18 protein-coding genes, 1 tRNA gene and 1 riboswitch are annotated in these 24260 nt (G+C 74.6%); of the genes, 4 read left to right on the top strand and 15 right to left on the bottom strand.

Annotation, left to right across the window (positions count from 1 at the left end):
• Nucleotides 1-562 precede the first annotated feature (562 nt).
• Nucleotides 563-2131 carry a M1 family metallopeptidase gene (locus tag ACH4F6_RS06430; RefSeq protein ID WP_397958732.1) on the bottom strand — a complete coding sequence of 523 codons (1569 nt, stop codon included), beginning with the start codon at nt 2129-2131 and terminating at the stop codon, nt 563-565.
• A gap of 290 nt (nt 2132-2421) precedes the next feature.
• On the opposite strand from ACH4F6_RS06430, the gene ACH4F6_RS06425 reads away from it, so the two are divergent.
• Entirely contained in the window at nt 2422-4641 is a 2220-nt protein-coding gene (locus tag ACH4F6_RS06425) for an NADP-dependent isocitrate dehydrogenase (RefSeq protein WP_397958731.1), read from the top strand.
• 302 nt (nt 4642-4943) lie between these two features.
• Nucleotides 4944-5741, top strand: a complete 798-nt coding sequence (locus tag ACH4F6_RS06420; RefSeq protein WP_397958730.1) for an N-formylglutamate amidohydrolase — start codon at nt 4944-4946, stop codon at nt 5739-5741.
• Between the two features lie 231 nt (nt 5742-5972).
• On the opposite strand, the gene ACH4F6_RS06415 is transcribed toward ACH4F6_RS06420, so the two are convergent.
• The 3 genes from ACH4F6_RS06415 to ACH4F6_RS06405 all read right to left on the bottom strand — a co-directional run bounded on the left by ACH4F6_RS06415 (nt 5973) and on the right by ACH4F6_RS06405 (nt 8559).
• The gene (locus tag ACH4F6_RS06415; RefSeq protein ID WP_397958729.1) at nt 5973-6476 is read right to left on the bottom strand and encodes a hypothetical protein; all 504 of its coding nucleotides are present in this window, start codon (nt 6474-6476) and stop codon (nt 5973-5975) included.
• Between the two features lie 5 nt (nt 6477-6481).
• Nucleotides 6482-7057, bottom strand: coding sequence for an RNA polymerase sigma factor (locus ACH4F6_RS06410; protein ID WP_397958728.1), 576 nt, complete (start codon nt 7055-7057; stop codon nt 6482-6484).
• A 71-nt stretch (nt 7058-7128) separates the two neighbouring features.
• On the bottom strand, nt 7129-8559 hold the full coding sequence (locus ACH4F6_RS06405) for a S8/S53 family peptidase (RefSeq protein WP_397958727.1): 1431 nt from the start codon (nt 8557-8559) through the stop codon (nt 7129-7131).
• Between the two features lie 435 nt (nt 8560-8994).
• On the opposite strand from ACH4F6_RS06405, the gene ACH4F6_RS06400 reads away from it, so the two are divergent.
• A complete protein-coding gene (locus ACH4F6_RS06400) occupies nt 8995-11559 on the top strand; it encodes a CHAT domain-containing protein (protein ID WP_397958801.1) in 2565 nt (854 codons plus the stop codon).
• Nucleotides 11560-11954: 395 nt separating this feature from the next.
• Here ACH4F6_RS06400 and ACH4F6_RS06395 read toward each other — a convergent pair whose 3' ends face one another.
• Nucleotides 11955-13757, bottom strand: coding sequence for a LuxR C-terminal-related transcriptional regulator (locus ACH4F6_RS06395; protein WP_397958726.1), 1803 nt, complete (start codon nt 13755-13757; stop codon nt 11955-11957).
• A 96-nt stretch (nt 13758-13853) separates the two neighbouring features.
• Between ACH4F6_RS06395 and ACH4F6_RS06390 the strand changes: the two genes are divergently transcribed.
• Nucleotides 13854-14939 (top strand): M12 family metallopeptidase, encoded by a 1086-nt coding sequence (locus ACH4F6_RS06390; protein ID WP_397958725.1) that lies wholly within the window; start codon nt 13854-13856, stop codon nt 14937-14939.
• Between the two features lie 97 nt (nt 14940-15036).
• On the opposite strand, the gene ACH4F6_RS06385 is transcribed toward ACH4F6_RS06390, so the two are convergent.
• From ACH4F6_RS06385 to ACH4F6_RS06340, 10 genes are all read right to left on the bottom strand, one after another.
• A complete protein-coding gene (locus tag ACH4F6_RS06385; protein WP_397958724.1) occupies nt 15037-16410 on the bottom strand; it encodes an NtaA/DmoA family FMN-dependent monooxygenase in 1374 nt (457 codons plus the stop codon).
• A 22-nt stretch (nt 16411-16432) separates the two neighbouring features.
• Nucleotides 16433-17635 carry an LLM class flavin-dependent oxidoreductase gene (locus ACH4F6_RS06380; protein WP_397958723.1) on the bottom strand — a complete coding sequence of 401 codons (1203 nt, stop codon included), beginning with the start codon at nt 17633-17635 and terminating at the stop codon, nt 16433-16435.
• A 110-nt stretch (nt 17636-17745) separates the two neighbouring features.
• Nucleotides 17746-17883 (bottom strand): putative leader peptide, encoded by a 138-nt coding sequence (locus ACH4F6_RS06375; protein ID WP_397958722.1) that lies wholly within the window; start codon nt 17881-17883, stop codon nt 17746-17748.
• Nucleotides 17884-17991: 108 nt separating this feature from the next.
• Nucleotides 17992-19014 carry a transporter substrate-binding domain-containing protein gene (locus tag ACH4F6_RS06370; protein WP_397958721.1) on the bottom strand — a complete coding sequence of 341 codons (1023 nt, stop codon included), beginning with the start codon at nt 19012-19014 and terminating at the stop codon, nt 17992-17994.
• A 73-nt stretch (nt 19015-19087) separates the two neighbouring features.
• Complete coding sequence (locus tag ACH4F6_RS06365) at nt 19088-19870, bottom strand: amino acid ABC transporter ATP-binding protein (protein ID WP_397958720.1); 783 nt, start codon at nt 19868-19870, stop codon at nt 19088-19090.
• Nucleotides 19867-20850 (bottom strand): amino acid ABC transporter permease, encoded by a 984-nt coding sequence (locus tag ACH4F6_RS06360; RefSeq protein ID WP_397958719.1) that lies wholly within the window; start codon nt 20848-20850, stop codon nt 19867-19869. Before ACH4F6_RS06360 ends, ACH4F6_RS06365 begins: the two co-directional genes overlap by 4 nt.
• Nucleotides 20851-21209: 359 nt before the next feature.
• A riboswitch (SAM riboswitch) is annotated at nt 21210-21333 on the bottom strand.
• Between the two features lie 68 nt (nt 21334-21401).
• Nucleotides 21402-22298: a glutathione S-transferase C-terminal domain-containing protein gene (locus ACH4F6_RS06355; RefSeq protein WP_397958718.1), complete on the bottom strand. Its 897-nt coding sequence runs from the start codon at nt 22296-22298 to the stop codon at nt 21402-21404.
• A 142-nt stretch (nt 22299-22440) separates the two neighbouring features.
• Nucleotides 22441-22563 carry a putative leader peptide gene (locus ACH4F6_RS06350; protein ID WP_397958717.1) on the bottom strand — a complete coding sequence of 41 codons (123 nt, stop codon included), beginning with the start codon at nt 22561-22563 and terminating at the stop codon, nt 22441-22443.
• 468 nt (nt 22564-23031) lie between these two features.
• A tRNA-Pro gene (locus ACH4F6_RS06345) sits at nt 23032-23105 on the bottom strand.
• Nucleotides 23106-23177: 72 nt separating this feature from the next.
• Nucleotides 23178-24248 (bottom strand): Ldh family oxidoreductase, encoded by a 1071-nt coding sequence (locus ACH4F6_RS06340; RefSeq protein WP_397958716.1) that lies wholly within the window; start codon nt 24246-24248, stop codon nt 23178-23180.
• Nucleotides 24249-24260: the final 12 nt, after the last annotated feature.

The raw sequence follows: 24260 nt of genomic DNA, 5'->3' as shown, positions 1-24260 counted from the left end.
CACCACCCGTCCCAGGCCGGATTCCGGCCGCACCACCCGTCCCAGGCCGGATTCCGGCCGCACCACCCGTCCCAGGCCGGATTCCGGCCGCACCACCCGTCCCAGGCCGGGTTCCGGCCGCACCACCCGTCCCGGACCGGGTTCCGGCCGCGCGGCGGGCCCGGGCCGGCGCCGAACCGCGCGGGCCGGCCACGGCCCGGTCGCCCGGCCACGACCCGGTGGTACGGCCACGGCCCGGTGGTACGGCCACGGCCCGAGCGCCCGGCGGCCGGCGCCGGCCTCGCCCGCCGGGGACGGCCGGCGGATCCCGTACCGCGGCCGTCCGGTGTCCGTCGCACGGCATGCCGCGGCGGCCCGCCGGCGCGGCCGCCCGGTGTCCGTCGCGCGGCACGCCGCGGCGACCTGACGCCGCGGCCGTCCCCGGCGCCGGCGCGGTGTCCCGGAGGGACGGGAGCCGCGCCGGGCCCGCCCACGGGGCGTGCGGGTCGTCCGCCGCCGGATCGGGCGGGAGCCGGCGGGCGGAGCGCCCTCCGCCCGCCCCGGCCGGCCCTGGGGCCCGCCGTCAGAGCGTCGCCGAGTTCTCGTGCCGGTGCCCGTCCGCCAGGCGGTGCGGGGCGGCCGGGGACGGCGTCACCGGGGCGACCGTCCAGTCCGGGTGGCCGGGCATTCGCGGGGTCGTCGTCCCGTACAGCCAGTCGCGCAGGAAGCCGGTCAGGTCCTGGCCGCTGACCTGCGAGGCGACCGCGATGTAGTCCTCCGTGGACGCGGAGGAGTTGCGGAAGCGGGCCAGGAAGGTCCGCTCCACGGCGTGGAAGGCGTCCTCGCCGACGAGCCGGCGCAGCGCGTACAGGACGAGCACGCCGCCCAGGTAGCGCTGGCTGTCGAAGAGGTTGGCCGCGTTCGGCGCGGCGACGGGTCCGGAGGTCCGGCGCCACTGGTCGCCGCGCGCGTACGTGTCCTTCATGCGGGCCTCCAGGGTGGTCAGGCCCAGGGAGTCCGGCCAGCCGCGCTCGTAGCGGTAGAGCAGCCCGTAGAAGTCGGCGTGGCCCTCGTTCAGCCAGAGGTCGGCCCAGGTGGCGGGGCTGACGCTGTTGCCGAAGTAGGAGTGGACCAGCTCGTGCATCATGTGCGAGCCGATCTTCTGCTCCTCCTGCAGGAGGTAGTTCGGCTTGTAGAGCGTGAGGGTCTGGGTCTCCAGGCCCGTGAAGTCGAAGGCGTTCGGGTCGTCGGAGTTGCAGGGCAGCAGCCCGTACGTCTCGAAGGGGTAGGCGCCGAGCCGCGCCTCGATCCACTCGACGAGACCCGGCGTGAGGGCGAGGGCCGGCTCCAGGGCCTCGGCGCGGGCGGCCGGGACGACGTCGCGCAGGGGCAGCCCGTGCGGTCCGCGCCGCTCCTTGACCACGTAGTCGCCGACCGTGATCTGCACCAGCTCCGTCGCTATCGGCTCGCGGGAGCGGTAGGTGTACGCGGTCCGGTCGCCCGACAGCCGCTCCGTGCAGACGAGCCAGCCGCTCGCGACGGCGCGCAGCGCGGCCGGCACGGTGATCCGGAAGGTGAAGTCCGCCTTGTCCGACGGGTGGTCGTTGCAGGGGAAGACGGTGTGGGCCGAGTCCGGCTGGGGGCACACCGCGAAACCGTCCGCGGTGGGCACCCACGCGGTGTGCGGCAGCGCGCGGCGCGGGTCGGCCGTGTAGACGACCCGGACTGCGGCCGTGGTCCCCGCCGGCAGCGGCCGGGCGGGCGTGATCCGCAGCTTCTCCTCCGCCTGCTCGTGGGCCGCCGCGCGGCCGGCCACGTGCACCTCCCGGACGTCCAGGCCCAGGGCGTCGAGGGAGAGGCGGGTGAGGGGCCGGGTGGTGCGCAGGGTGACGGTGGCGGTAGCGTCGACGAGCGCGGTGGCGGGGTCGTAGGCGAGGTCGAGGTGGTAGGCCAGGGCGCGGTAGCCGTCGTTGCCGAGGGCCGGGAAGACCGGGTCGCCGAGGGTTTCGGGGGCCGGGCCGGCCTGGGCGCCGCCGCCGTCCGGGGCGCCGCTCTCCCCCGGGGCCGCGTGCGCCGTGGATCCCGCGGTCAGCGCCGCCGCCGTGCCGAGCAGGGCTGCCGCCGGGGCCGTCACTCTGGTGCGATATCTCATGGTCTGCTTTCGCTCGGGCGGCCGGGTGGTCGGGCCGGCCGCCGGATCAGTGGGCGGTCGCCGGGCCGCCCGCGGGCCGTTCCCGGGCCGCCCGTGGGCGGCCGGCGGACGGCCCGCGGAGGGTCCACGGGCGATCACTCTTCATGACGGTGTGATCCGCCGGTCCGGTTGCCCGGAACGATTTCCTCCGCACAGCTCCTCGCATGGGTGTGCGGTCCCCTGTCGAGCCCGGGTCGGTCACGAGATATCTTGATGTCGAGCAATGTTGCAGACGTGGAGCGGAGCACCCGGTGACTGACTCGACCATCATCTATACGCACACTGACGAGGCCCCGGCCCTGGCGACGTATTCCTTCCTGCCGGTGGTCAAGGCGTACGCCTCGCAGGCCGGTGTCGCCGTGGAGACGCGGGACATCTCGCTGGCCGGGCGCATCATCGCCGTGTTCCCGGAGTACCTGACCGAGGACCAGCGCATCCCGGACGCGCTGAGCGAGCTCGGCGAACTGGCCAAGACGCCCGAGGCCAACATCATCAAGCTGCCGAACATCTCGGCGTCGATCCCCCAGCTCAAGGCCGCGATCGCCGAGCTTCAGGGCCAGGGCTACGCGCTGCCGGACTACCCGGACGACCCGAAGACCGACGAGGAGCGGGAGATCCAGGCCCGCTACGACAAGGTCAAGGGCTCCGCCGTGAACCCGGTCCTGCGCGAGGGCAACTCCGACCGCCGCGCCCCCGCGTCGGTGAAGAACTACGCCAAGACCCACCCGCACCGCATGGGCGCCTGGTCGTCCGAGTCGAAGACGAACGTGGCGACCATGGGCGCGGACGACTTCCGGTCCACCGAGAAGTCCGTGGTGATCTCCAAGGCGGGTTCGCTGCGCATCGAGCTCAAGGGCGACGACGGCTCCACCACCGTGCTGCGCGAGTCCGTGCCGGTCCAGGCGGGCGAGGTCGTCGACGCCTCGGTCATGCGGGTCGCCGCGCTGCGCGAGTTCCTGACCGCGCAGGTCGCGCGCGCCAAGGAGGAGGGCGTCCTGTTCTCCGTGCACCTCAAGGCCACGATGATGAAGGTCTCCGACCCGATCGTCTTCGGTCACGTGGTGCGCGCCTTCTTCCCGAAGACGTTCGCGCGGTACGGCGAGACGTTCGCCGCGGCCGGCCTGACCCCGAACGACGGTCTGGGCGGCATCTTCAAGGGCCTGGAGGCCCTGCCGAACGGCGCCGAGATCAAGGCCTCCTTCGACGCCGAGCTCGCCGAGGGACCGGCCCTGGCGATGGTCGACTCCGACAAGGGCATCACCAACCTGCACGTGCCGTCCGACGTCATCGTCGACGCCTCGATGCCGGCCATGATCCGCACCTCCGGCCACATGTGGGGCCCGGACGGCCAGGAGGCCGACACCCTCGCGGTCCTGCCGGACTCCTCCTACGCCGGCGTCTACCAGGCCGTGATCGAGGACTGCCGCGCCAACGGCGCCTACGACCCGTCGACCATGGGCTCCGTCCCGAACGTCGGCCTCATGGCGCAGAAGGCCGAGGAGTACGGCTCCCACGACAAGACCTTCGAGATCCCGACCACGGGTACCGTCCGCCTGGTCGACCAGGCCGGCGACGCCGTGCTCGAGCAGCCGGTCTCCCAGGGCGACATCTTCCGCGCCTGCCAGACCAAGGACGCGCCGATCCGCGACTGGGTCAAGCTGGCCGTCACCCGCGCCCGCGCCACCGGCGACCCGGCCGTCTTCTGGCTGGACGCCACCCGCGCGCACGACGCCAACCTGATCGCCAAGGTCGAGCAGTACCTGCCGGAGCACGACACCGAGGGCCTGGACATCCGCGTCCTCGCCCCGGTCGAGGCCACCAAGCTGTCGGTGGAGCGCATCCGCCGCGGCGAGAACACCATCTCCGTCACCGGCAACGTGCTGCGCGACTACCTGACCGACCTCTTCCCGATCCTGGAGCTGGGCACCAGCGCCAAGATGCTGTCGGTCGTCCCGCTGATGGCGGGCGGCGGCCTGTTCGAGACGGGCGCCGGCGGCTCCGCGCCGAAGCACGTCCAGCAGCTGGTCAAGGAGAACTACCTGCGCTGGGACTCGCTCGGCGAGTTCTTCGCGCTCGTGCCCTCCTTCGAGCAGTACGCCACGGCCACGGGCAACGCCCGCGCCCAGGTCCTCGCCGACACCCTCGACCGCGCCACGGCGACCTTCCTCAACGAGGACAAGTCCCCGACCCGCCGCGTCGGCGGCATCGACAACCGCGGCAGCCACTTCTACCTGTCCCTGTACTGGGCGCAGGAGCTGGCGCGGCAGACCGAGGACGCCGACCTGGCGAAGGCCTTCGCCCCGCTCGCCGAGTCGCTGGCCGCGAACGAGCAGCGGATCGTCGACGAGCTGATCGCCGCCCAGGGCGAGCCGGCCGACATCGGCGGCTACTACCAGCCCGACCCGGCCAAGGCCGCCGCGGTCATGCGTCCGTCGGCCACCTGGAACGAGGTGCTCGCCTCCCTGAGCTGACGCCCCGTACCCCGGGTCCCCCGGCAGTCCCCGCCCCGGCCGGGCACCTCGCCCGGCCGGGGCGGAGCCGTGTCCGGGGCGGTCCGCGCACGGCGCGCGGCCCCCGCTCACGAACGTCCACCGGACGGTCTGGGTGGTGGGCGTCCCCGTGCGGCGCCGCGAGGGACGCGGGCGGCGCGGGGCACGGACCCGGCCGGCCGCCCGTCGCCCACGGTCGTACCGGCCCCCCTGGTCCCCGCGGTGTGTGCATGTGGCACCTTGATCGTGCACCACCCCACTCAGCACGCCCCGGGAGCACTCCGATGACCTCTGCCGCACCGCCGTTCGCGTTCCTGCCCGGAGCCCCCGGCTCCCCGGTCATCCTCCACGTGCCGCACTCCGCGCGGGAGATACCGGCGGACGTGCGCGCGGGGATCGTGCTGGACGACGGGGCGCTGGAGCGGGAGCTCGACCACATCACCGACGCGCACACCGCACAGATCGCGGCGGAGGCGGCGAAGCGGTCGGCGGTCGCGCCCTGGCGGTTCGTCAACGGGCTGTCCCGGCTGGTCGTCGATCCGGAGCGGTTCCCCGACGAGCGGGAGGAGATGCGGGCCGTCGGGATGGGGGCCGTGTACACGCGGACCACGCACCGGGAGGAGCTGCGGCGCGCGGACGCCGATCCCGAGCCGCTGGTCGAGCGGTACTTCCGGCCCTACGCGCGGGCGATGACCGACGCCGTGACGGAGCGGCTGGCGGCCGTCGGCCGGGCCGTGATCATCGACGTGCACTCCTACCCCACCGAGCGGCTGCCCTACGAGCTGCACGGTGAGGGGCCGCGGCCGCCCGTCTGCCTGGGCACCGACTCCTTCCACACGCCGCCCGAGCTGCTCGCGGCCGCGCGGAAGGCGTTCGCCGAGGTCGGGGAGACGGGGCTCGACAGCCCCTTCGCCGGGACGTACGTCCCCCTGGAGTACCACGAGGCCGATCCCCGGGTGTCCGCCCTCATGGTGGAGATCAGGCGGGACACGTACATGACGGAGCCGGGCGGCCCCGCCGGGGCGGGACTGGACCGGCTCGCCTCGGCGCTGGCGACCCTCGTCGACGCCGTCTCCGGCTGACGCCACGCACAGGCGGTCTCCCGCCGACGCCGCGCGGAGGCCGTCTCCCGCCGACGCCGCGCGGAGGCGGCGTGCCCGCGACTGACGCCCCCCTCGGAGACCGTCTTCTGGCGGCACCACGCGGAAGCGGCGGTCCGCGGCCGGCGCTCCCGCGGAGGCGGCCCCCGCTGACGCCGTTCGCGGCCGGCACCACGCGGAGGCGGTCCCGGCCGGCGCCGCGTGGTGGGCGGCTCAGGCGCGGAGCCACTCCGTGACGACCACCTCGCCGCCGGCGCGCAGCCGCAGCGCGAAGGGGCCGGGGGGCGGGGCGTCGCCGGCGAAGCGGCCCATGTCGTCGGCGGTGAGCGCCGCGCCGGGCCGGGGGCCGTCGAGCACCTCGATCGAGGCCGGCTGGGGCGGCAGCACCTGGCCCATCAGCCCCTGCTCGCTCACCTCGACGTCGACGGTCAGGCCGCCGGAGTGGAAGGTGAGCATCCGCGGCGCCTCCACGGCTCCCCTGACCGGGATCGCGTCGACGAGCGAGTCGAAGGCCAGCTCGGCGATCCTCGCGTCGAGGTCGTGCAGCGCGTAGGCCTCGACGGCGAGCTGCCGCAGTCCGGCCGGTACGGGGTCGAGGATGGCGGCGGCCTCGCGCAGCTCCTCCTCCAGACTGCCGTGGTCGAACTCCTCGTCGTCGAAGGAGCCGCCGTGGCCGGCCGCGCCGTCCCCGTCGTTCACGCCGTTCATGTCGTCCATGCTGTTCACAGTGCTCCCCGTGCGTCGAGTCGGGCACGCAGGCGGCGCAGACATCGCTGGCGCATCGGCCCGATGCTGCCCACCGCGATCCCCAGGGCGGCGGACACCTCCTGGTAGCTGGGCGGCGGCGAGGAGATCAGCACCCGCAGCAACTGCCGGCAGCGCTCACCGAGCGCCTCGAACTCCTGCCAGAGGTGGCGGACGCGCTCGCTCTGCGCGGCCGCCTCCTCCGAGTCCAGCACCGACTGCTCCGGCGTACGGTCCTCGCTGACGCGGTCGAGCAGCTGGGGATCGTCCGTCGGGGTCAGCCGGCGCAGACTCTTGATCACTTTCAGGCACTCGTTGCGCGCGGTGCTCGCCAGCCAGGAACCCGCCTTGTCCGGTTCACGGATCCGGCCGAGGTGCTGGGCGAAACGGAACCACACGGTCTGGTAGACCTCGTGCCCGTCGGCCTCGGAGAGCCGGTGCGCGCGCACCACGGACCACACCAGCGGGCTCAACCCCTCCACCAGCGCCTTCCAGGCCGCCGCGTCACCGTCGACGGCGGACTGGACGAGCGCGCCGACCTCACTACGGTCCACGGTCCCACCCCTCGTGTACGGCCTGTCATCGTACGCCGTGGAGGGTGCGGCTACGGACCGTGTACTGTCGCTCACGCCGGGGACGCGAACTGCGGGAGCGGTTCCGGCTGCCAGGTGGGCGGGTGCAGCGCGGGCACGTGGAACCCGCGCACTTCCGCGAACTCCGTGTTCGATTCCAGGAGTTGACGGGCGGCGGCGCGCGGGTCGGTTTCCTGACGGGCCGTCATGTGGGCGGCGACCAGCCCCGCGACCAGAGGCGTCGCGAACGACGTGCCGCTCCAGGAGGCGAGCCCCTCGAACATCACCTGGTCGGGCTTGCCCGCGCCGGCCGCCCGGCGCTCGCTCAGCACCCCGGTGTGGCGCGGCGACCGACAGGTGCAGGGGTAGGTGAAGCCGTAGCGGCACTCCTCGTACGTGGAGTGCTGGTAGACGTACGGCACGGGCGTGCCGAAGCCGGTGAGGGCGCTGACGAGCCGCTCGCCGGGGGCGTAGACCCGCACCCAGGGGCCGTGGTTGCTGAAGCAGGCGCCGAACTCGCCGTCCCCGCGCAGCGCGCCGACCGACAGGACCGCGTCGGCGTACTCGGGCCGGTCGGCGTAGGCGGCGGGCCAGAAGGGGGTGGCGCTGGCGTTGTTGCCGGCGGCCGCGACCAGCAGGGTGTGCCGGGCGCGGAGTTCCTCCATGAAGGCGGAGACGCCGAGCAGGCCGTCCACTCGGCCGTTGGAGGTGCCGGCGGAGAGGCTGATGATGTCGGGCCAGCCGCCCTGCTCGACGGCCTCGAACAGCCGGTCGCCGAAGTCGTCCTCCAGGACGGCGCCCGCGTCGTTGAGCGTGTTGCGGACGGTGACGTCGGTGTTGGGGGCGACGGCGGCGACGAGCCCGGCGATGAACGTGCCGTGGCCGACGTACTGCTGGAGGATGCCCTCCTCGTCCGTCTCCTGGATCTGCGCGTCGCCCGCGGTGTGGGCGAGCAGCGGGTAGGAGCGGTAGTCGTGCATCAGACCGGTGTCGACGACGAGGACGCCGACGGCGCTGCCGGGGTCGTACGCCCCCTGCGCCGCGGCCGGGTTGGCCGGCTGCGAGGCGGGGACCGGCTCGTCGCCGGGGCAGGCGTTGACGGCGATGGACACCACGTGGTTGCGGCTGACGAGCCGGCGGCCCGTCCGCGCCTCGGCGCCCCGCAGGGCGCGCAGCGCGCCGGCGACGGCACGGTCGGTGCCGGGCGCGCCCTGGCCGGGGTCGGCGACCTGGATGCGGGTGATGCCCGACCGGTTGGCCTGCGGACCGGCCCGGCGCACATGGTCGGGGACCAGGTCGGGCGCCGCGGTGAAGTGGGTGCGGACGGCGTCCTCGACGACCTGGGCCTCCTCGCCGTCGCGGGCGAGGACCACGCCCTTCTCGTAGATGAACTCGGCGGAGTCGTCGGGTCCCATCGCCAGCGGGACGCCGGGCAGGGCGCGTTGGATCTGGTCGAACTGCTCGTGGAATCGCTGTGGTGCCATGGCGTGTCCTCCCCTGAGACCGGCGGTCGTCAGTCAGAGCCGCGGGGCGGTCGTCTGATACAGGTGGTGCGACGACGGAGCAGGGTGATGCGGTTGCGGTCGCACGCCCTCCGCGCACGCCCCCGCGCGCTCCGGTCCCTCGCCCTGAGACCGCTCCGCGCCGACGCGAATCTCAGGGGTCCCGGCGCCGCGAGGTCCCGCGGCGGCGCGTGGCCGCGTGGCCGCGTGTCCCGTGGAGGCGCGTGGCCGCGTGTCCCGTGGAGGCGCGTGGCCGCGTGTCCCGTGGAGTCGTTCCGCGATGTCCTGAGGACTCGTTGTGACACGATGTCTCATCGGTACGACCTGATACCGCACCAGACCTGTGTGACATACAACCGGACCACTACCATCCGTGGGGTGACAGCGGGAAACGACACGGTTCTCGGACTGCTGCCGATGGTGTTCGCCGCCCCCAACGACGCGCTGGCGCGGGCGGAGGGCCTGCTCGACACCGATCCGACGCCGTTGCACGCCTCCGTCGCCCATCAGGTGATCGGGATCTGGCAGCGGGACTGGGGCGACATGCGGCTCGCCCTGGACCACCTGCGGCGCGCCCGCCGTCTGGCCGCGCGCGCGGACTCCGCCGAGCGCGAGGCGGACGTGCTGGCCACGCTCGGGGTGGCGCTGGTGCACGCGGGCCGCACCCGGCAGGGGCTGGCCGCCTTCGAACGCGGGGTCGGGCGCGGGACCGGGCACACCCGCGCGCGGGTGCTGTACCGGCGGGCCTACGCCTGGTGGGTGCTGGGCCACCACCGCGAGGCGCTGGAGGACGTCCGCCGGGCGATACCCGTCCTGCGGCAGGCGGACGACGTCATCTGGACGGCGCGCGCGCTCACCCTGCGCGCCACCGTGCACCTGGCCCTCGGGGCCATCAAGCAGGCCGACGCCGACTTCACGGCGGCCGAGGCGCTGTGGGACACCACCGGCCAGGAGCACGACAAGGCCGACGCGGTGGAGAGCCGGGGCCTGGCCGCGTTCCGGTCCGGGGACGTGCCGGCGGCGCTGCGGCTGCTGGACGAGGCCGAGGAGCGGTACGCCAAGCTCGGCACGCCCACGTTCATGCTCGACATCCGGCGCTGCGAGGTCCTCATGGCCGCCGGTCTCGCGCCGGAGGCGCTGGCCGAGGCGGACGCGGCGATCGCGGTCCTGGACGGCATCGGCGGGCAGTCCACCCGCAAGGCGGAGCTGCTGCTCGCCGCGGCGCGGGCCGCGCGGCTGGCGGGCGACGCCGGCACGGCGATCGCGCGGGCCGCGCCGGCCGTGCGGCTCTTCGCCTCGCAGCGGCGCACCTGGTGGGAGGCGCACGCCCAGCTGGTGCTGATCGAGGCGCGGGTCGCCTCCGGACGCGGTTCGGGGCGGCTGGTGGCGGACGCGGTCCGGGTGGCGGAGCGGCTGTCCTCGTTCGGGGCGCCCGCCGCACCCGAGGCGTGGCTCCTCGCGGGCCGGATCGCGCTGGACCTGCACTGGACGGCCGACGCCGAACGCTACCTGGCGGTCGCCGCGCGCAGCCGGCGCGTCGGGCCGCCGCTGGCGCGGATGACGGGCTGGGCGGCGCAGGCGCTGTGGGCGCGGGCCACCGGGTCCGGCCGGGGCGTGCTGGAGGCCTGCCGGCGCGGCCTGGACGTGCTGGACGACCACCGCACCACCCTGGGCGCCTCGGAGCTGCGCGCCCGTGCCACCGCGCAGGGCGCCGGACTCGCCGCGCTCGCCCAGCAGGTGAGCCTGGAGCGGGGCGGGCCGCGGCAGCTGCTGGTGTGGAGCGAGCGGTGGCGGGCGACCGTGCTGTCGGCGCCCCCCACCCGGCCGCCGGCCGACCCGGCGCTGCTGAGCGGGCTGACGGCGTTCCGCGAGATCGCCGCCCGCGCGGAGAGCGCCCGGATGGACGGCCGGCCGGTGCCGGCCCTGGAGCGGGAGCAGCGCCGGCTGGAACGGGAGATCCGCTCCCGCACCCTGCACATCCGCGGCGACGCGCCCGGCGACGGCCACCGGTTCGACGTCGGCCGGCTGCTGGAGCGGCTCGGCGACCGCCGGCTGGTCGAACTGGCCGTCCTGGACGGCCGGGTGCAGGTGCTGCTGTGCGGGGGCGGACGGGTACGGCGGTTCGCGGGAGGGCTGCTGGCCGAGGCGGAGCGGGAGGCCGAGCACGTCCAGGCCGGGCTGCGGCGGCTCGCCCACCCCGGTGCCGAGGGCCGGCTTGCGGTGGTGGAGGCGGCGGGCCGGCGGCTGGAGGAGCTGCTGCTCGCGGGGGCGGCCGGACAGCTGGGCTCCGGACCGGTCGTGGTGGTGCCGCCGGCCCGGCTGCACCGCGTCCCGTGGGCGCTGCTGCCCTCGCTGCGCGAGCGCGTGCTCAGCGTGTCGCCGTCGGCGAGCAGCTGGCTGCGCGCCGACGAGACCGAGCCGCCGCCGGGCGGGCGGCAGGTGCTGGTGCGGGGGCCCGGTCTCGCGACCGGCGGCGCGGAGGTGCCGGAGGCGGCGGGCCGGTACGGCAGGCCGACGGTGCTGGAGCAGGCGGACGCGCGGGTGCCCCGTGTCCTTCAGGAGCTGGACGGCGCCGCCCTCGCCCACATCGCCGCGCACGGCACCTTCCGCGCCGACAGCCCGATGTTCTCGTCGCTGCGGATGGCCGACGGCCCGCTGATCGTGCACGACTTCGAGCGCCTCGCCCGCAGCCCCTACCGCATCATCCTCTCCAGCTGCGACACCGCCCGCCTCGCCTCGGTCGGCGCCGACGAGCTCCTGGGCCTGGTCACGGCGCTGCTGCCGCTGGGCACGGCGGGCGTGGTGGCCAGCAGTGCGCCGGTGAACGACGAGGCGGTGGTCGCGCTGATGCTCGCCCTGCACCGGGGCCTGAGCGGTGGCCGGTCGCTGGCGGAGGCGCTGCGCGACGCGCGGGCGGCACTGCCCGGCGACGCGCTGCACCAGGCGACGGGATGGGCGTTCACGGCGTTCGGGGCGGCCTGAGGACGGACGGGGAACCGGCCGGCGCGAGCGGGGCGGGCCGGGGAAGCCGGCGGCGCGAGCGGGGTGACGCGAACGGGCCGGGGAAGCCGGTGGGCGAGCGCGGCGACACGAACGGGCCGGGGAAACCGGCGGCACGAACGGGGCGACACGAACGGGCCGGGGAAACCGGTGGGCGAGCGCGGCGACACGAACGGGCCGGGGAAACCGGTGGGCGAGCGCGGCGACACGAACGGGCCGGGGAAACCGGCGGCACGAACGGGGCGACACGAACGGGCCGGGGAAACCGGCGGCACGAACGGGGCGACACGAACGGGCCGGGGAAACCGGCGGCACGAGCGGCGCGCCGGGCGAGGGCGGGTGCTTCTTCCGCCGGGCCCGGCCGGCCGCTCCCCCGGTCAGGCCGGCTGTGTCTGCGGCGCTTCCACCAGCCAGGGCAGGGCTCCCCGGTCGCTCGCCCCGAGCCGGGTGTACGCGCCGTAGAGGTGGTTGCCGACGGTGCGGACGGAGAGCGTGAGCCGCTCGGCGATCTGACGGTTGCTCAGGCCCGCCGCCGCCAGGGTCACGATCTGCCGCTGGCGGGCGGTGAGTTCGCCCAGGGCCAGGCCGGAGAGGGCGGGGGTCCGGGCGCCCTGGCAGCGGCGGGCCAGGGCGACGGCGCGGGTACGGGCGGTGCGGGCCGCGCCGGGGTCGCGGTGGGCCCGTACCGCCTGGGCCCGGGCCTCCGCCGCGAACAGCAGGAGACCGCGGTCCTCCAGCTCGTCGGCGACCCGGTCGAGGGCCGGTCCGTCGGCCCGCGCGAGCGCCTCGGCGTGCCGGGCGAGGACCCCGTCCGGCGGGAGGACGCCCACGGCCCGCTCCGGGGCGCCGAGGCGTACGGCGTCGTAGACGGCGTACGGGTCGGGGGCGGTGCGCGGGCCGTCGGGGCCGAGGGGGCCGTCCGGACCCGGCATGCTGCCCGCGTCGCCCGACTGGGCCGTCGACACGGCCAGTTCGTGGCGGCAGGCGGGGTCGTCCGGGGCGGCGGCGAGGCCTTCGCGGGCCCAGGCCGCCGCCGCACGCAGCTCTCCGCGCAGACGGGCGAACCGGGCCCGGACGGACGCGTAGGCCGGTGGCACCGGCTCTCCCTCGGCCACGAGCCACTCCCCCACCGGGGTGGGCCGCGCGCGGACGTCCGTGCGGGCGATGCCGTCGGCGAGCGCGGCGCGCTCGGCGTCCAGGGCCGGACCGTACCGTGCCCGGGCGCCGCTCAGCCGCCGGGCCCGCAGCCGGCCCGCCGTCGCCCGCAGCACCGGACCGTGCAGGGGGCGGGCGAGGCGTACGGTCCCGTCCTCACCGGCGTGGACCAGGCCGTCCGCCTCGAGGCGCTCGAGGACGTCCAGGTCCAGGGCGTCGACGGGGAGCGGCAGCGGCTCGGCGAAGGCCAGGCGGTCGAGGACCTCGCGTTCGTCGGGCCGGGTGCGGGCGAGGACGGGGGCGGCACGTTCCCGCAGGGCCGGGGTCGGGGGGACCGGGCCGCGCCACCGCCACTCGTCGGCGCCGGGCACCCGGGTGAGCAGGCCCCGCTCGCGCAGGGCGTCCAGCAGGTCGCGCAGGAGCCGCAGATCGCCCCCGGCCAGGCGGTGCAGACGGTCGAGGGTGAGGGCCTCCAGGGGCACGCCGGCGGCGGCCGTCAGCAGGGGGGCCGTCTCCTCGGCGGGCAGGGGCTCCAGCGCCAGGCGGGGCAGGAGGTCACCCGTCCGGAGCCGGGCCACCGCGCCGGGAGCCGGTACGCCGTCGGTGACGAGCACCAGCAGCCGCGTACGGCCCTGGACGGCCAGCTGGTGGACCAGCGCGGCGGAGGCGTCGTCGAGCAGCTGGGCGTCGTCGACCACCAGCAGACGGACGCCGCCGAGGAGGTGCACCGCACGGTGCAGGCCGACGTCCCCGGGGAGCAGGGCGGCGAACGCGCCGAACGGGGTGTCCCGGGCCTCGGGGGTGCCGGCCGCTCTCGCGCAGTCCGTGCCGCGGAGCGCCTCCGCGGCCAGGCGGGTCCGGCCGCAGCCCGCCGGGCCCGTCACCACGAGGCCGGGCCGGCCGGCCGCCAGTGAGCGGCGGACCAGCTCCTGCTCCTCCTCGCGGCCGGTGAACGGCCAGGGCGGCGCCAGGGGCAGCGGACGGGACGGGTGCGGGGACCGGGCGTCGCGTACGGAAGTCGTCACATCAACGGGAGTCCGCGTACTCAGCCCTGATACAGGGCGACTTGAGTAGCCCTCGACTCAGGTACCCGGGCGGTCGCCCACGGCAGTCTAGAGCCCATGACCGCCCGTTACTGCTCGCTCGCGCAGCAGCCGGCCCCCGTGTTCGCCCCGGGGCTGGCCGCCGAGCGGCTCGGCGCGCTCATGAGCGGACGCCGGATGTGGGTCAACGGCACCGTGCTGCACTACTACTTCTTCGACGAGGAGACCGACGGCTCGGTCATCCCCGTGCCGGGGGCCGGGGGGCCCCGCCGGGTGTCGTGGGTCGGCGGCGAGAGCCGGCGGGACGTGGTGCGCGACTGTTTCCGCGAGTGGCAGGACCTCGGCATCGGGATCGCGTTCACCGAGGTCGCCGACCGCTCGGAGGCCGAGCTGCGCATCGGTTTCCAGCAGGGTGACGGCTCCTGGTCGGCCGTGGGGCGGGACGCCCTGCTGGCCGGCCTGAACGAGCGCACCATGAACTTCGGCTGGGACCTCACCGCGCCCGGGGAGCGCGCCACGGCCCTGCACGAGATCGGGCACGCGCTCGGCATGCAGCACGAGCACCAGAACCCGTTCGCCGGCATCCACTGGGACGACGAGGCCGTGTACGCCGACCTGGCGGGGCCGCCGAACCACTGGAGCCGGGACCGCACGTTCTTCAACATCCTGCGCAAGCTGGACCCGGCCGAGGTCAACGGCTCGGTGTGGGATCCGCACTCCGTGATGGAGTACCCGTTCGCGGCGGGGCTGATCCTGGAGCCCGAGCAGCTCCGCGGCGGGGTGCACCCGCCCGGCGGGCTGTCGCCCCTGGACAAGGAGTTCGTGCTCCGCTGGTACCCGCCGCTCGCCGCGCCGCGGCCGCCGGCGCTGGTGCCGTTCCGTTCCGAGCCGTTGTCGCTGGCGCCCGGCGAGCAGGCCGACTTCACCGTCGAGCCGCCGGAGACCCGCGCGTACACGGTCGCCGTCTTCGGCGCGAGCGACTGCGTCGTCGTGCTCTTCGAGGAGCGGGACGGCGAGCCCCGTTTCCTCACCGGACGGGACGACGGGGGCACCCCGGACAACGCCACGCTCAGGGCCCGGCTGGTGAAGGGCCGCCGTTACTTCGTCCGTGTCCGCCTGTACTCCGCGTGGGGGTCGGGCCGGACGGCGGTCATGTGCTGGTGACGACAGCGACGACCGCACCGTGACCACGGCGCCGGGGGAAGCGCCGGGGCCGCCGCCTTCGGGGGAGGGCGACGGCCCCGGCCGCGCCGCGTGAACGTCAGGACGCGGCCCGCTGCTCGCGCGCGTCGTCGGGGTGCGCGAGACCGAGGTGGTCGCGCAGGGTGGTGCCCTCGTACTCGGTGCGGAAGACGCCCCGTTCCTGCAGGAGGGGGACGACCTTGTCGGCGAACTCGTCGAGGCCGCCCGGGGTGATGTACGGGACGAGGATGAAGCCGTCGGCGGCGTCGGCCTGGACGTAGTCGTCGATGGCCTTCGCGACGGTGGCCGGGGAGCCGATGAAGTTCTGCCGGTTGCCCGTCTCGATGACCAGGTCGCGGATGGACCAGTTGTGCGCGGCCGCCAGCTCCCGCCACTCGCGGGCGATGGCGAGCGGGTCGCGGTACATCCGGACCTGGGCCCGGCCGCGGGCGATGGTGTGCTCGCCGACCGACGGGTCGACGTCAGGGAGGGGGCCGTCCGGGTCGTACGCGGACAGGTCCCGGTTCCAGACCCACTCCAGGTGCTTGATCGCGGTCGCGCCGCTGACCTGCCGGCGGCGCACCTCGTGGGCGAGTTCCTCGGCCTCGGCGTCGGTGTCGCCGAGGACGAAGCTCGCGGCGGGCAGGATGAGGAGCTGGTCGTGGCGGCGGCCGTACTTGGCGAGGCGGGACTTGACGTCGGTGTAGAAGGCCTGGCCGGTGTCGAGGGCGGCGTACCGGCTGAAGATGGCGTCGGCGCCGGCGGCGGCGAACTCGCGGCCCTCGTCGGAGTCGCCGGCCTGGAAGATCACCGGGCGGCCCTGGGGGCTGCGCGGGACGTTGAACCGGCCGTGGATGTCGAAGTGCCGTCCCTCGTGGACGAACGCGCCGGCCTTGGCGTCGCGCAGGAAGGTGCCGGTGGCCTGGTCGGCGACGATCTCGTCGCCCTGCCAGGAGTCGAACAGCTCGTTGGCCGTGGCGAGGAACTCCTTGGCGCGGGAGTAGCGCTCCTCCTGCGGGAGGAAGCCGCCGCGGCGGAAGTTCTCGCCGGTGAAGGCGTCCCAGGAGGTGACGACGTTCCACGCGGAGCGGCCGTCGGAGAGGTGGTCGAGGCTGGCGAACTGGCGGGCCACCTCGTAGGGCTCGTTGAAGGTGGAGTTGATGGTGCCGGTCAGGCCGAGGCGGTCGGTGACGGCGGCGAGCGCGGCGAGGACGGTGAAGGTGTCGGGGCGGCCGACGACGTCCAGGTCGTAGATCTTCCCGCCCTGTTCGCGGAGCCTGAGGCCCTCGGCGAGGAAGAGGAAGTCGAACTTGGCGCGTTCGGCGGTCCGCGCGAAGTGGACGAAGGAGCTGAACTCGATGTGGCTGCCGGACCGAGGGTCGCTCCACACGGTGGTGTTGTTGACGCCGGGGAAGTGGGCGGCGAGGTGGATCTGCTTCAGCGGCTTGCTCATGGTGGTCGTCTCTCCGTCCGGCTCAGGCAGCGGCGTAGCGGTTGGCGGGGCGGGCGAGGCCGAGCAGTCCGCGCAGGGTGCCGGCCTCGTAGGCGTGGCGGAAGGCGTCGCGGCGCTGGAGCTCGGGGACGAGGCCCCGGGTGATGGCGGGCAGGTCGTGGCCGGCGACGGCGGGGCGCAGCCGGAAGCCGGTCAGGCCGGCCGTCGCCAGTTCCTGGAGCAGGTCGGCGAGCTGGGCCGGGCTGCCGGTGAAGACGCGGGCGTCGGAGGTGTACTCCTCGCCGGCGAGGGTGTCGAGGCGGTCGCGGCGGGCGGCGGCCTCGGCGGGGTCGTCGTCGAGGAAGACGACCAGGTCGCCGAAGACGTGCAGCGGTTCGCCGGCGCGCCCGGCCGCCGCCTGTTCGGCGCGGATCTCGGCGACGATCGCGCGGGCCTGGCCGGTGTCGTGCGGGGTGACGTATCCGACGTCCGCCGCGCGGGCCACCAGGCGGTACGGGACGGTGTCGTGGGCGAGCGCGGTGACCAGCGGCTGGCCCTGCGGCGGGCGCGGGGTGATGGAGGGGCCCTTGACGCTGAAGCGGCGGCCCTCGAAGTCGATGTAGTGGAGCTTGTCGCGGTCGATGAAGCGGCCGGTGGCGACGTCCCGGATCTCGGCGTCGTCCTCCCAGCTGTCCCAGAGGCGGCGCACCACTTCCACGTAGTCGGCGGCCTCGTCGAACAGGTCGGTCACCAGGTCCCGGGTGGCCGGGTCGTCGTAGGCCGTGATGCGGGGGACGGTGCGGCGGCCGAAGTGGGCGGCCTCGCTGGGGCGGGCGGTGATCTGGACGCGCAGGCCGGCCCGGCCGGAGCTGACGTGGTCGAGGGTGGCGATCGCCTTGGAGAGGTGGAACGGCTCGGTGTGGGTGGTGACCGCCGTCGGCACCAGGCCTATGTGCCGGGTGAGCGGGGCGACGCGGGAGGCGACGAGCACGGCGTCGAGCCGGCCGCGGACCTGGTCGGTGCGGTCGTCCGGGTCCAGGAAGTGGGAGGACTGGGGGCCGAGTCCGTCCTCGAGGGTGACGAAGTCGAGCAGGCCGCGCTCGGCCTCGGCGACGAGGTCGGCCCAGTATCCGGCGGTGAACAGCTCACGGGGGCGGGCGACCGGCTCGCGCCAGGAGGCGGGGTGCCAGCCGGTGCCGTCGAGGGCGACGGCGAGGTGGAGGGGAGAAGCGGGTGTCGAGGACACGAGGGTGCCTTCCTGGAGGTCCGTACGGGGGCGCACTCCGCCCACGGCGACAGGGGGGTGCGGCAGAGGGGGACGCGGCGAGAGGGCCCCGGCCTACGGCCGGGGGAAGGTCAGGAGCGACAGAGCGCGCCGGCCACGCGCCGGAGGTCGATGTGGGGCCGGGAGTGGAGGTGCACGGCGTGGCGTATGCGGGTCACGTCCGGCACCTCCCCCCCGTCCGGGCGCCCGGCGGCGCCGCGCACGTCCATGTCTCGTCAACGGTCACAACGTGCCGGCCGCACGGGGTGTTCCCGTCCTTCCCGGCCCGACTCGCGCGGGCGCCGGCCTCGCGCGGGCGCCGGCGGGGTGACGTCCGGTCAGGCGTTGTCCAGCGGCAGTCCGGGCGGGTTGACCTCGGACTTCTCGACGGCCTCGCTGGAGAGGTTCCAGGCGGCGAGCCACTTGGCGTACTGGCCGTTCTCGATCAGGTGGTTGATGGCGTCGGCGACCGGCTCGGCGAGGCCGCTGTCCTTCTTGGCGGTCGCGGCGATCAGGCCCTGCAGCGTCTCGCCGGCGCCGGAGAACTGACCGGCGAGACGGGTCGCCTGGGGCGTGCCGGCGGTCTTCGCCACGTGGTAGGCGAAGATCGGGTTGGGCCCGAAGTAGGCGTCGATCTTGCCGCTGTTCAGCGCCAGGTAGATGCTGTTGGTCTCCTGGAAGTACTTGATGGTGAGCTTCTTGCCCTCCTTGGCCAGCTTCGCCTGCCACTCCAGCAGGATCTTCTCCTGGTTGGTGCCGTTGCTGACGGTGACCGTCTTGCCGGCGAGGCTGTGGTAGTCGCCGTCGAAGGTCCAGGTGTCGTCCTTCTTCACCTCGAAGGCGAGGTCGTCCTTCCGGTAGGAGGCGAACTCGTACTTCTTCTTGCGCTCCTCGGTGTCGGTGATGTTGGCGAAGCCGACGTCGACCTTTCCGCTGTCGATGCCGATGAACAGGTTCTCCCAGGTCGACCGGCGCACCTCGGGCTGGAGACCGAGGACGGCGGCCACCAGGCGGCCGAGGTCGACCTCGGAGCCCGTGAGCGTCTTCTGGTCGCTCCCGACGAAGCCGAGCGGCGGGTTGCCGGACGGCAGGGTGCCGACCCCGAGCACCAGTTTGCCGCGCTTCCTGACCGCGTCGGGCAGTTCGGCGCTGATGGACTTCACCTCCGCGACCTTCAGGGTGGTCTCCTTGGCGGCGCCGTTGGACAGCCGGCCCACGGTGACCGTGCCCGCGGTGTCGGTCGTCGTGGTGGCGGCGTCGCTGTCGCCCCCGCAGGCGGCGAGCTGGGTGGCGAGGACGGTGACGGCTGTCGCCGCGGTGATGCCGCGTATCAGGCCGCGTCGGGAGAGCTGGAGGGGCATGGCTGTCCTTAGTCGTTCGCAGAGGGATGGTGGAGGAGGCGTGGGGGGAAGCGGTGGGGCCCGGCCGGCCGGGTCAGAGGACCTTGCTCAGGAAGTCCCGGGTGCGCTCGTGCCGCGGCTTGTCCAGGACCTCGGCGGGCGGACCCTGTTCGACGATCCGGCCGCCGTCGATGAACACGACCCGGTCGGCGATCTCGCGGGCGAAGCCGATCTCGTGGGTGACGATCACCAGGGTGGTGCCGCTCCTCGCCAGGTCCTTGATGACGGCGAGGACCTCACCGACGAGTTCGGGGTCGAGGGCGGAGGTGGGTTCGTCGAAGAGGATGACCCCGGGGCGCAGCGCCAGGGCGCGGGCGATGGCCACGCGCTGCTGCTGACCGCCCGACAGCTGCCGGGGGTAGGCGGCCGCCTTGTCCGCCAGGCCGACCCGTTGCAGCAGTTCGCCGGCGAGTGTCCGGGCCTCCGCCTTGCCGAGCCTCCCGGTCGCCACCGGGGCGGCGGCCACGTTGTCCAGCACCGTCAGGTGCGGGAAGAGGTTGAAGTTCTGGAACACGAACCCGATGCGGCTGCGCTGGGTCAGGATGACCCGCTCGCTCAGCTCCTTCAGCCTCTCGCCCTGCCGGCGGACGCCGATGAGTTCGCCGTTGACGCTGACGTAGCCGATCTCCGGCTTCTCCAGGTGGTTGATGACCCGCAGCAGGGTGGACTTGCCGGAGCCGGACGGGCCGAGGATCACGGTGACCTCGCCGGGCCGCACCGTCAGGTCGACCCCGTCGAGCACCCGGTGGGAGCCGTACCACTTGTGCACGTCGTGCACCTCGACGGCGGCGGCGTCACGGGGCGTCCCGGCGGTCATACGGCGGCCTCCCGGCGGATGCGGTCCCGCAGGCCGGCGAGACCGGTCCGCAGCTTCTGCAACGGGGTCGGCGGCAGCGTGCGGGTGGCGCCGCGGGCGTAGTACCGCTCGACGTAGAACTGGACGACGGACACGACGCTGGTGAGGATCAGGTACCAGACGGTGACGACCAGCAGCAGCGGCACGATGTCACCGGGGTAGGTGGAGCCCATGGTCTGCGCGGTCCCGAACAGGTCGAGCAGCGAGACGTAGAAGACCAGCGAGGTGCTCTTGATCAGGCCGATGAGCTGGTTGACGTAGTTCGGGGTGATCGAGCGCAGCGCCTGCGGCCAGACGATCCTCCTGAACCGGTAGCCCTTCGGCAGGCCGAGCGCGGAGGCCGCCTCGTGCTGGCCCTGGTCGACGGAGAGGATGCCGCCCCGGACGACCTCGGCCGCGTACGCCGCCTCGTTGAGGCTGAGGCCGACGACGGCCACGGCCATGTCGGTGGCCAGCCGGGACTCGTCGAAGGTGAAGAAGGCCGGTCCGAAGGGGACGCCCACGCTGAGCGTCTGGTACAGGGCGCTGAAGTTGTAGAGGAACAGCAGGACCACGATCAGCGGTATCGAGCGGAACGCCCAGACGTAGGTCCAGCTCACCGCCCGCAGCACCGGGCTCTTCGAGAGCCGGGCCAGGGCGAGGAGGATGCCGCCGAGGAGCCCCAGCACCGCGCTGTACGCGGTGACCTCGAGGGTGATGAGGAGTCCGTCGAGGATGGTCGGCCGCAGGAACCAGTAGCCGAACCGGTCCCACTGGTAGAAGGGGTTGGAGACCAGACCGTGGAGGAACTGGGCCGCCAGGACCAGCACGATCGTGGTGGCGATCCAGCGGCCGGGGCGGCGCAGCGGCTGGACCCGCTGCGCGGTCAGCGGTTTTGACGGGGTGTCGGGGGACGGCGGTGCCTCGGTGACGGACACGGCGGCGCCTGGGGGTTCGCTCATGAGGGGCTCCGGCGGAATGGGGATGCCCCGGGACACGGCGGCCGCGGTGTGACCACGGCGGCCGCTTCGCGGCGGGACGGGACACACGGCAACGCACGGGAACCGGAGGCTGGGCGGACAAACACACCGCTCACGCGGTGTTCGTCAGGAACGCGGGGCTGCGGAGGGGGACGTCAGCCCCGACAGCGGGCACGGCCCGGTGCGGTACACAGTGCGCTGTTCACGCGGAGCAGGTCGACGGCCCGGTCGGCGACGAGCGGCTGCGCGGACGGGTGTACGCAGCCCCGAGGGCGGCGGGGCGCCGTCCTGAGAGCTGCGTACATGGTGTTCTCCGTCATCGTCACGGCCCCCGGGGGGGCCTCGCGCGCTTACCGAATCGTCCGTGCCGGCACGTCATCCGGTCCGGTCGTCACCTGGGGCACCCCACCGCGGCGCGAGGGTTGCCGGTCAGCAAGCCAGGGCTTGTCGCTGACGCTCATGACCGTTCTGGGCCGTAAGTTAAGACAGTTGCCCGAACGGATGTCAACGTCCGGTCCACTGGGTGGACCGGGTCAGGGGCGCCCGGCCTGCGGTCGCGGGCCCTGGTCGGGGGTCGCGTGGGCCGCCCAGTCCAGGATCTGGACAGCGGCCCCGGCGGCCTCCAGGCCCCGGCAGCGGGCGCGGTGACGGCGGTCGATGCCGTCGAGGTCGAGGTGTCCGCCGAACGCCGGGTGCGCGGCCAGACGGCGGGCGTAGGCCCACAGGGCCGGGTGGCCGGCGATGCGCTGCACGGCTCCCGCGTCGAGGTGGTGACGGTGCACGGTGTCGAGCTGCACCAGGGCCACCCACAACTCGACGTCGGCCGCCGTCATCCGATCACCGATCAGGTACGGTTGCGCGCTGAGCCCCCGCTCCAGGACGCCGAGCGTGGCGAGCAGGGTGTCGAGGGCCTCGGCGCGTTCCGTCGCGTCGGCGTGGGCCGCCCCGGCGCGCTGCGCGGCCTCCTCGATGCCCTGTGCGCACATCCGCTCGACGGCCTCGATCTCCGACCCGGCGCCGCACGGGTACAGCGTGGGCCGGCCGCCGCCGAAGCGGCGGGCGAGGTCGCGGGCGATGTCGGGGCCGTGGGTGGAGACGATCCGCCCGGACCAGTCGTCGCTCAGCACGGGGCCGACGGCGGGCCCGGTGTAGTGGTGGGCGCTGGCGTCGTAGAGCGGGCGCAGCGCCAGGTGGCCTCCGTCGGGACAGTCGGGCACGGCGGGCAGGAGCGTCAGCGGACAGGCCCGGTCCAGGCCGAGCAGGCCGTGGACGACGGCGATGCGCAGGCCGTCGGGGTCGGCCGTGGTCAGGTGGAGGCGGTAGCGGCGCGGCACGGCGTAGTGGCCGCTGCGGGCGTCGCGGCCGATGCGGCCCCGGAAGGCGGGGGCGGGACGGGTGGACGGGTGGGCGGCCGGCGGTGTGACGGACATGACTCTCCCAGGGGGCGGTCGCGCGGACGGACGCGCGGCGGATGCGACGTCTGGCGGGAGGGCGCGGCTCCGGTCCGCGCGCGCCGGCGGGGCCGGTGCCCTGGGGCACCGCCGGTGCGGCCGGGCGCGGGGTCGGGCCGGTTCAGCCCCGGGTGTCGATCGCGCTGCAGACGCGCAGCAGATCGATGTGACGGCGGGAGGTGAGAAGGGGCGACGACCACGCCGTGCGGCTCACGCGGCTGGCGACCGGCTCAAGGCACCCCATGCTTCCCTACCTGTTCACTAGGATTCCCGAACCGAGTGTCGATCGGGCCCCGGCCGCCGTCAAGAGGGCGTCCACGAGGTGAGTACGGCACTGCGGGGCGGCGCCCCGCGACGCGTGGCCCGGCGTCCACCGCCCCGCGGGGCGGCGCCCGGGCTCGGCGTCGCGCCTCCTGGCCGGGCGGACCGCTCCTGGACGGGCCCCTCCTGGGCGGACCGGCCCGTCCGCGGGCGACGGCGCACGGACGGGGGACGCGGGGTGGCGTGGTCCGGGTCCGGGGAGGCGGAGCGTGTCGTGGCGGGCGGCGACGAACGTGAGGGGGCGGCTCTCTAACCGGGCGTCGCCGTCCTCCTGCGGATCCGGCACGGCGCCTCCCGCGTCCGAGCCGTGCGGTGGTCTTCCGACGACCGAGGGCCCTGGCTCACCCGAGTGAACCAAGGCCCTGTACGAGGCGGGTTGCCGCCTCCGCGGTCGGGACGACAGGATTTGAACCTGCGACCCCTTGACCCCCAGTCAAGTGCGCTACCAAGCTGCGCCACGTCCCGTCGCGCTCCGCGACGGTGAACCGTGGGAACGCGCAGGTAAACACTACCGCACGCGCGCCGGTGCCGGGTCCCCTATCCGGCGGCTCCCGGCAGGGCCACGCCCAGCCGCGCGGCGCGCTCGGTCAGCTCGCGCCACACCTTCGGCGCGACCGGCACGCCCTTCTCCCCGCGCCCGGCGGCCACGGCGGCGCTGCGTTCGCCGGGGTAGAACACGCCCTCGGCGCCGTCCGCCGCGGGCAGGCCCTTCAGGGTGTCCAGAGTGGCGTCGACGGCCTCGGTGAAGGCGTCCGCGCCGCCGAAGGCGGCCGGGTCGACGGCGATGAGCAGCGCGTTCTGACGGTGCTCGCGTCCCGCCGGGTCGTCCGAGTGGAAGGACGCGAAGATCGGCGCGCCGACCAGCACGCTGGTCAGCAGTTCGAACGCCAGCGACATGCCGGATCCCTTCGCCCCGCCCAGCGGCAGCGGCATGACCGCCTTGTCCGGGTCGGTGGTCGGGGTGCCGTCCTCGGTGGCGGCCGCGCCCTCGGGCAGCGGGGTGCCGTTCGCCTTCGCCTGGCGGATCCTGCCCAGGGCGATGGTGGCGGTGGCCATGTCGAGCAGCAGCGGGGCGCGGGACGACGACTCGGCGGTCGGCACGGCGACGGCGAGCGGGCTGGTGGCGACCGCCGCGCCCTTGACGCCGGTGTAGCCCATGTTGGGCATGCCGGCGACGAAGCCGATGCCGACCAGCCCCTGCTCGGCGATCTTGGACACGTAGTAGCCGATGGCGCCGGTGTGCACGGTGCGGCGTACGCCCACCGCGGCGACGCCGTTCGTCCGGGCCCGGGTGACCGCCTCGTCGGCGGCGGCGGACAGGGCGACCGGTCCGGGGGCGCGGTCGGCGTCCAGGACGGCCGCGGCGGGGGTGGAGGACTCCACCGTGATGTCGGCGCCGGCGTTGGCGACGCCCTTCTCCAGCAGGTCCAGGTAGGCGGGGACCCGGGCGACGCCGTGCGAGTCGACGCCTCGCAGCGCCGCCCAGACGAACACGTCGGCGGTGGTGCGGGCGTGCTCGGCGCTCAGGCCGCCCTTCTCGAGGAGGGCCGCGGAGAGGGTGCGCAGCTCCTCGGCGGGGACCAGGACCTTCTTGGGTGTGTCGGGCATGGTGGCGGGTGC

Origin of the sequence: Streptomyces sp. NPDC017936 (genome assembly GCF_044328485.1) — a bacterium.
Lineage (GTDB): Bacteria > Actinomycetota > Actinomycetes > Streptomycetales > Streptomycetaceae > Streptomyces.
This window is presented reverse-complemented; position numbering and strand designations above follow the sequence as displayed.

What these genes read in the sequence shown, in the direction of transcription:
- ACH4F6_RS06405 (WP_397958727.1), bottom strand. Translation starts at nt 8,559, where the DNA reads ATGGCACCACAGCGATTCCACGAGCAGTTCGACCAGATCCAACGCGCC.
- ACH4F6_RS06360 (WP_397958719.1), bottom strand. Translation starts at nt 20,850, where the DNA reads ATGAGCGAACCCCCAGGCGCCGCCGTGTCCGTCACCGAGGCACCGCCG.
- ACH4F6_RS06415 (WP_397958729.1), bottom strand. Translation starts at nt 6,476, where the DNA reads ATGGACGACATGAACGGCGTGAACGACGGGGACGGCGCGGCCGGCCAC.
- ACH4F6_RS06375 (WP_397958722.1), bottom strand. Translation starts at nt 17,883, where the DNA reads ATGGACGTGCGCGGCGCCGCCGGGCGCCCGGACGGGGGGGAGGTGCCG.
- ACH4F6_RS06350 (WP_397958717.1), bottom strand. Translation starts at nt 22,563, where the DNA reads ATGGGGTGCCTTGAGCCGGTCGCCAGCCGCGTGAGCCGCACGGCGTGG.
- ACH4F6_RS06370 (WP_397958721.1), bottom strand. Translation starts at nt 19,014, where the DNA reads ATGCCCCTCCAGCTCTCCCGACGCGGCCTGATACGCGGCATCACCGCG.
- ACH4F6_RS06420 (WP_397958730.1), top strand. Translation starts at nt 4,944, where the DNA reads ATGACCTCTGCCGCACCGCCGTTCGCGTTCCTGCCCGGAGCCCCCGGC.
- ACH4F6_RS06400 (WP_397958801.1), top strand. Translation starts at nt 8,995, where the DNA reads ATGGTGTTCGCCGCCCCCAACGACGCGCTGGCGCGGGCGGAGGGCCTG.
- ACH4F6_RS06365 (WP_397958720.1), bottom strand. Translation starts at nt 19,870, where the DNA reads ATGACCGCCGGGACGCCCCGTGACGCCGCCGCCGTCGAGGTGCACGAC.
- ACH4F6_RS06390 (WP_397958725.1), top strand. Translation starts at nt 13,854, where the DNA reads ATGACCGCCCGTTACTGCTCGCTCGCGCAGCAGCCGGCCCCCGTGTTC.
- ACH4F6_RS06430 (WP_397958732.1), bottom strand. Translation starts at nt 2,131, where the DNA reads ATGAGATATCGCACCAGAGTGACGGCCCCGGCGGCAGCCCTGCTCGGC.
- ACH4F6_RS06340 (WP_397958716.1), bottom strand. Translation starts at nt 24,248, where the DNA reads ATGCCCGACACACCCAAGAAGGTCCTGGTCCCCGCCGAGGAGCTGCGC.
- ACH4F6_RS06355 (WP_397958718.1), bottom strand. Translation starts at nt 22,298, where the DNA reads ATGTCCGTCACACCGCCGGCCGCCCACCCGTCCACCCGTCCCGCCCCC.
- ACH4F6_RS06385 (WP_397958724.1), bottom strand. Translation starts at nt 16,410, where the DNA reads ATGAGCAAGCCGCTGAAGCAGATCCACCTCGCCGCCCACTTCCCCGGC.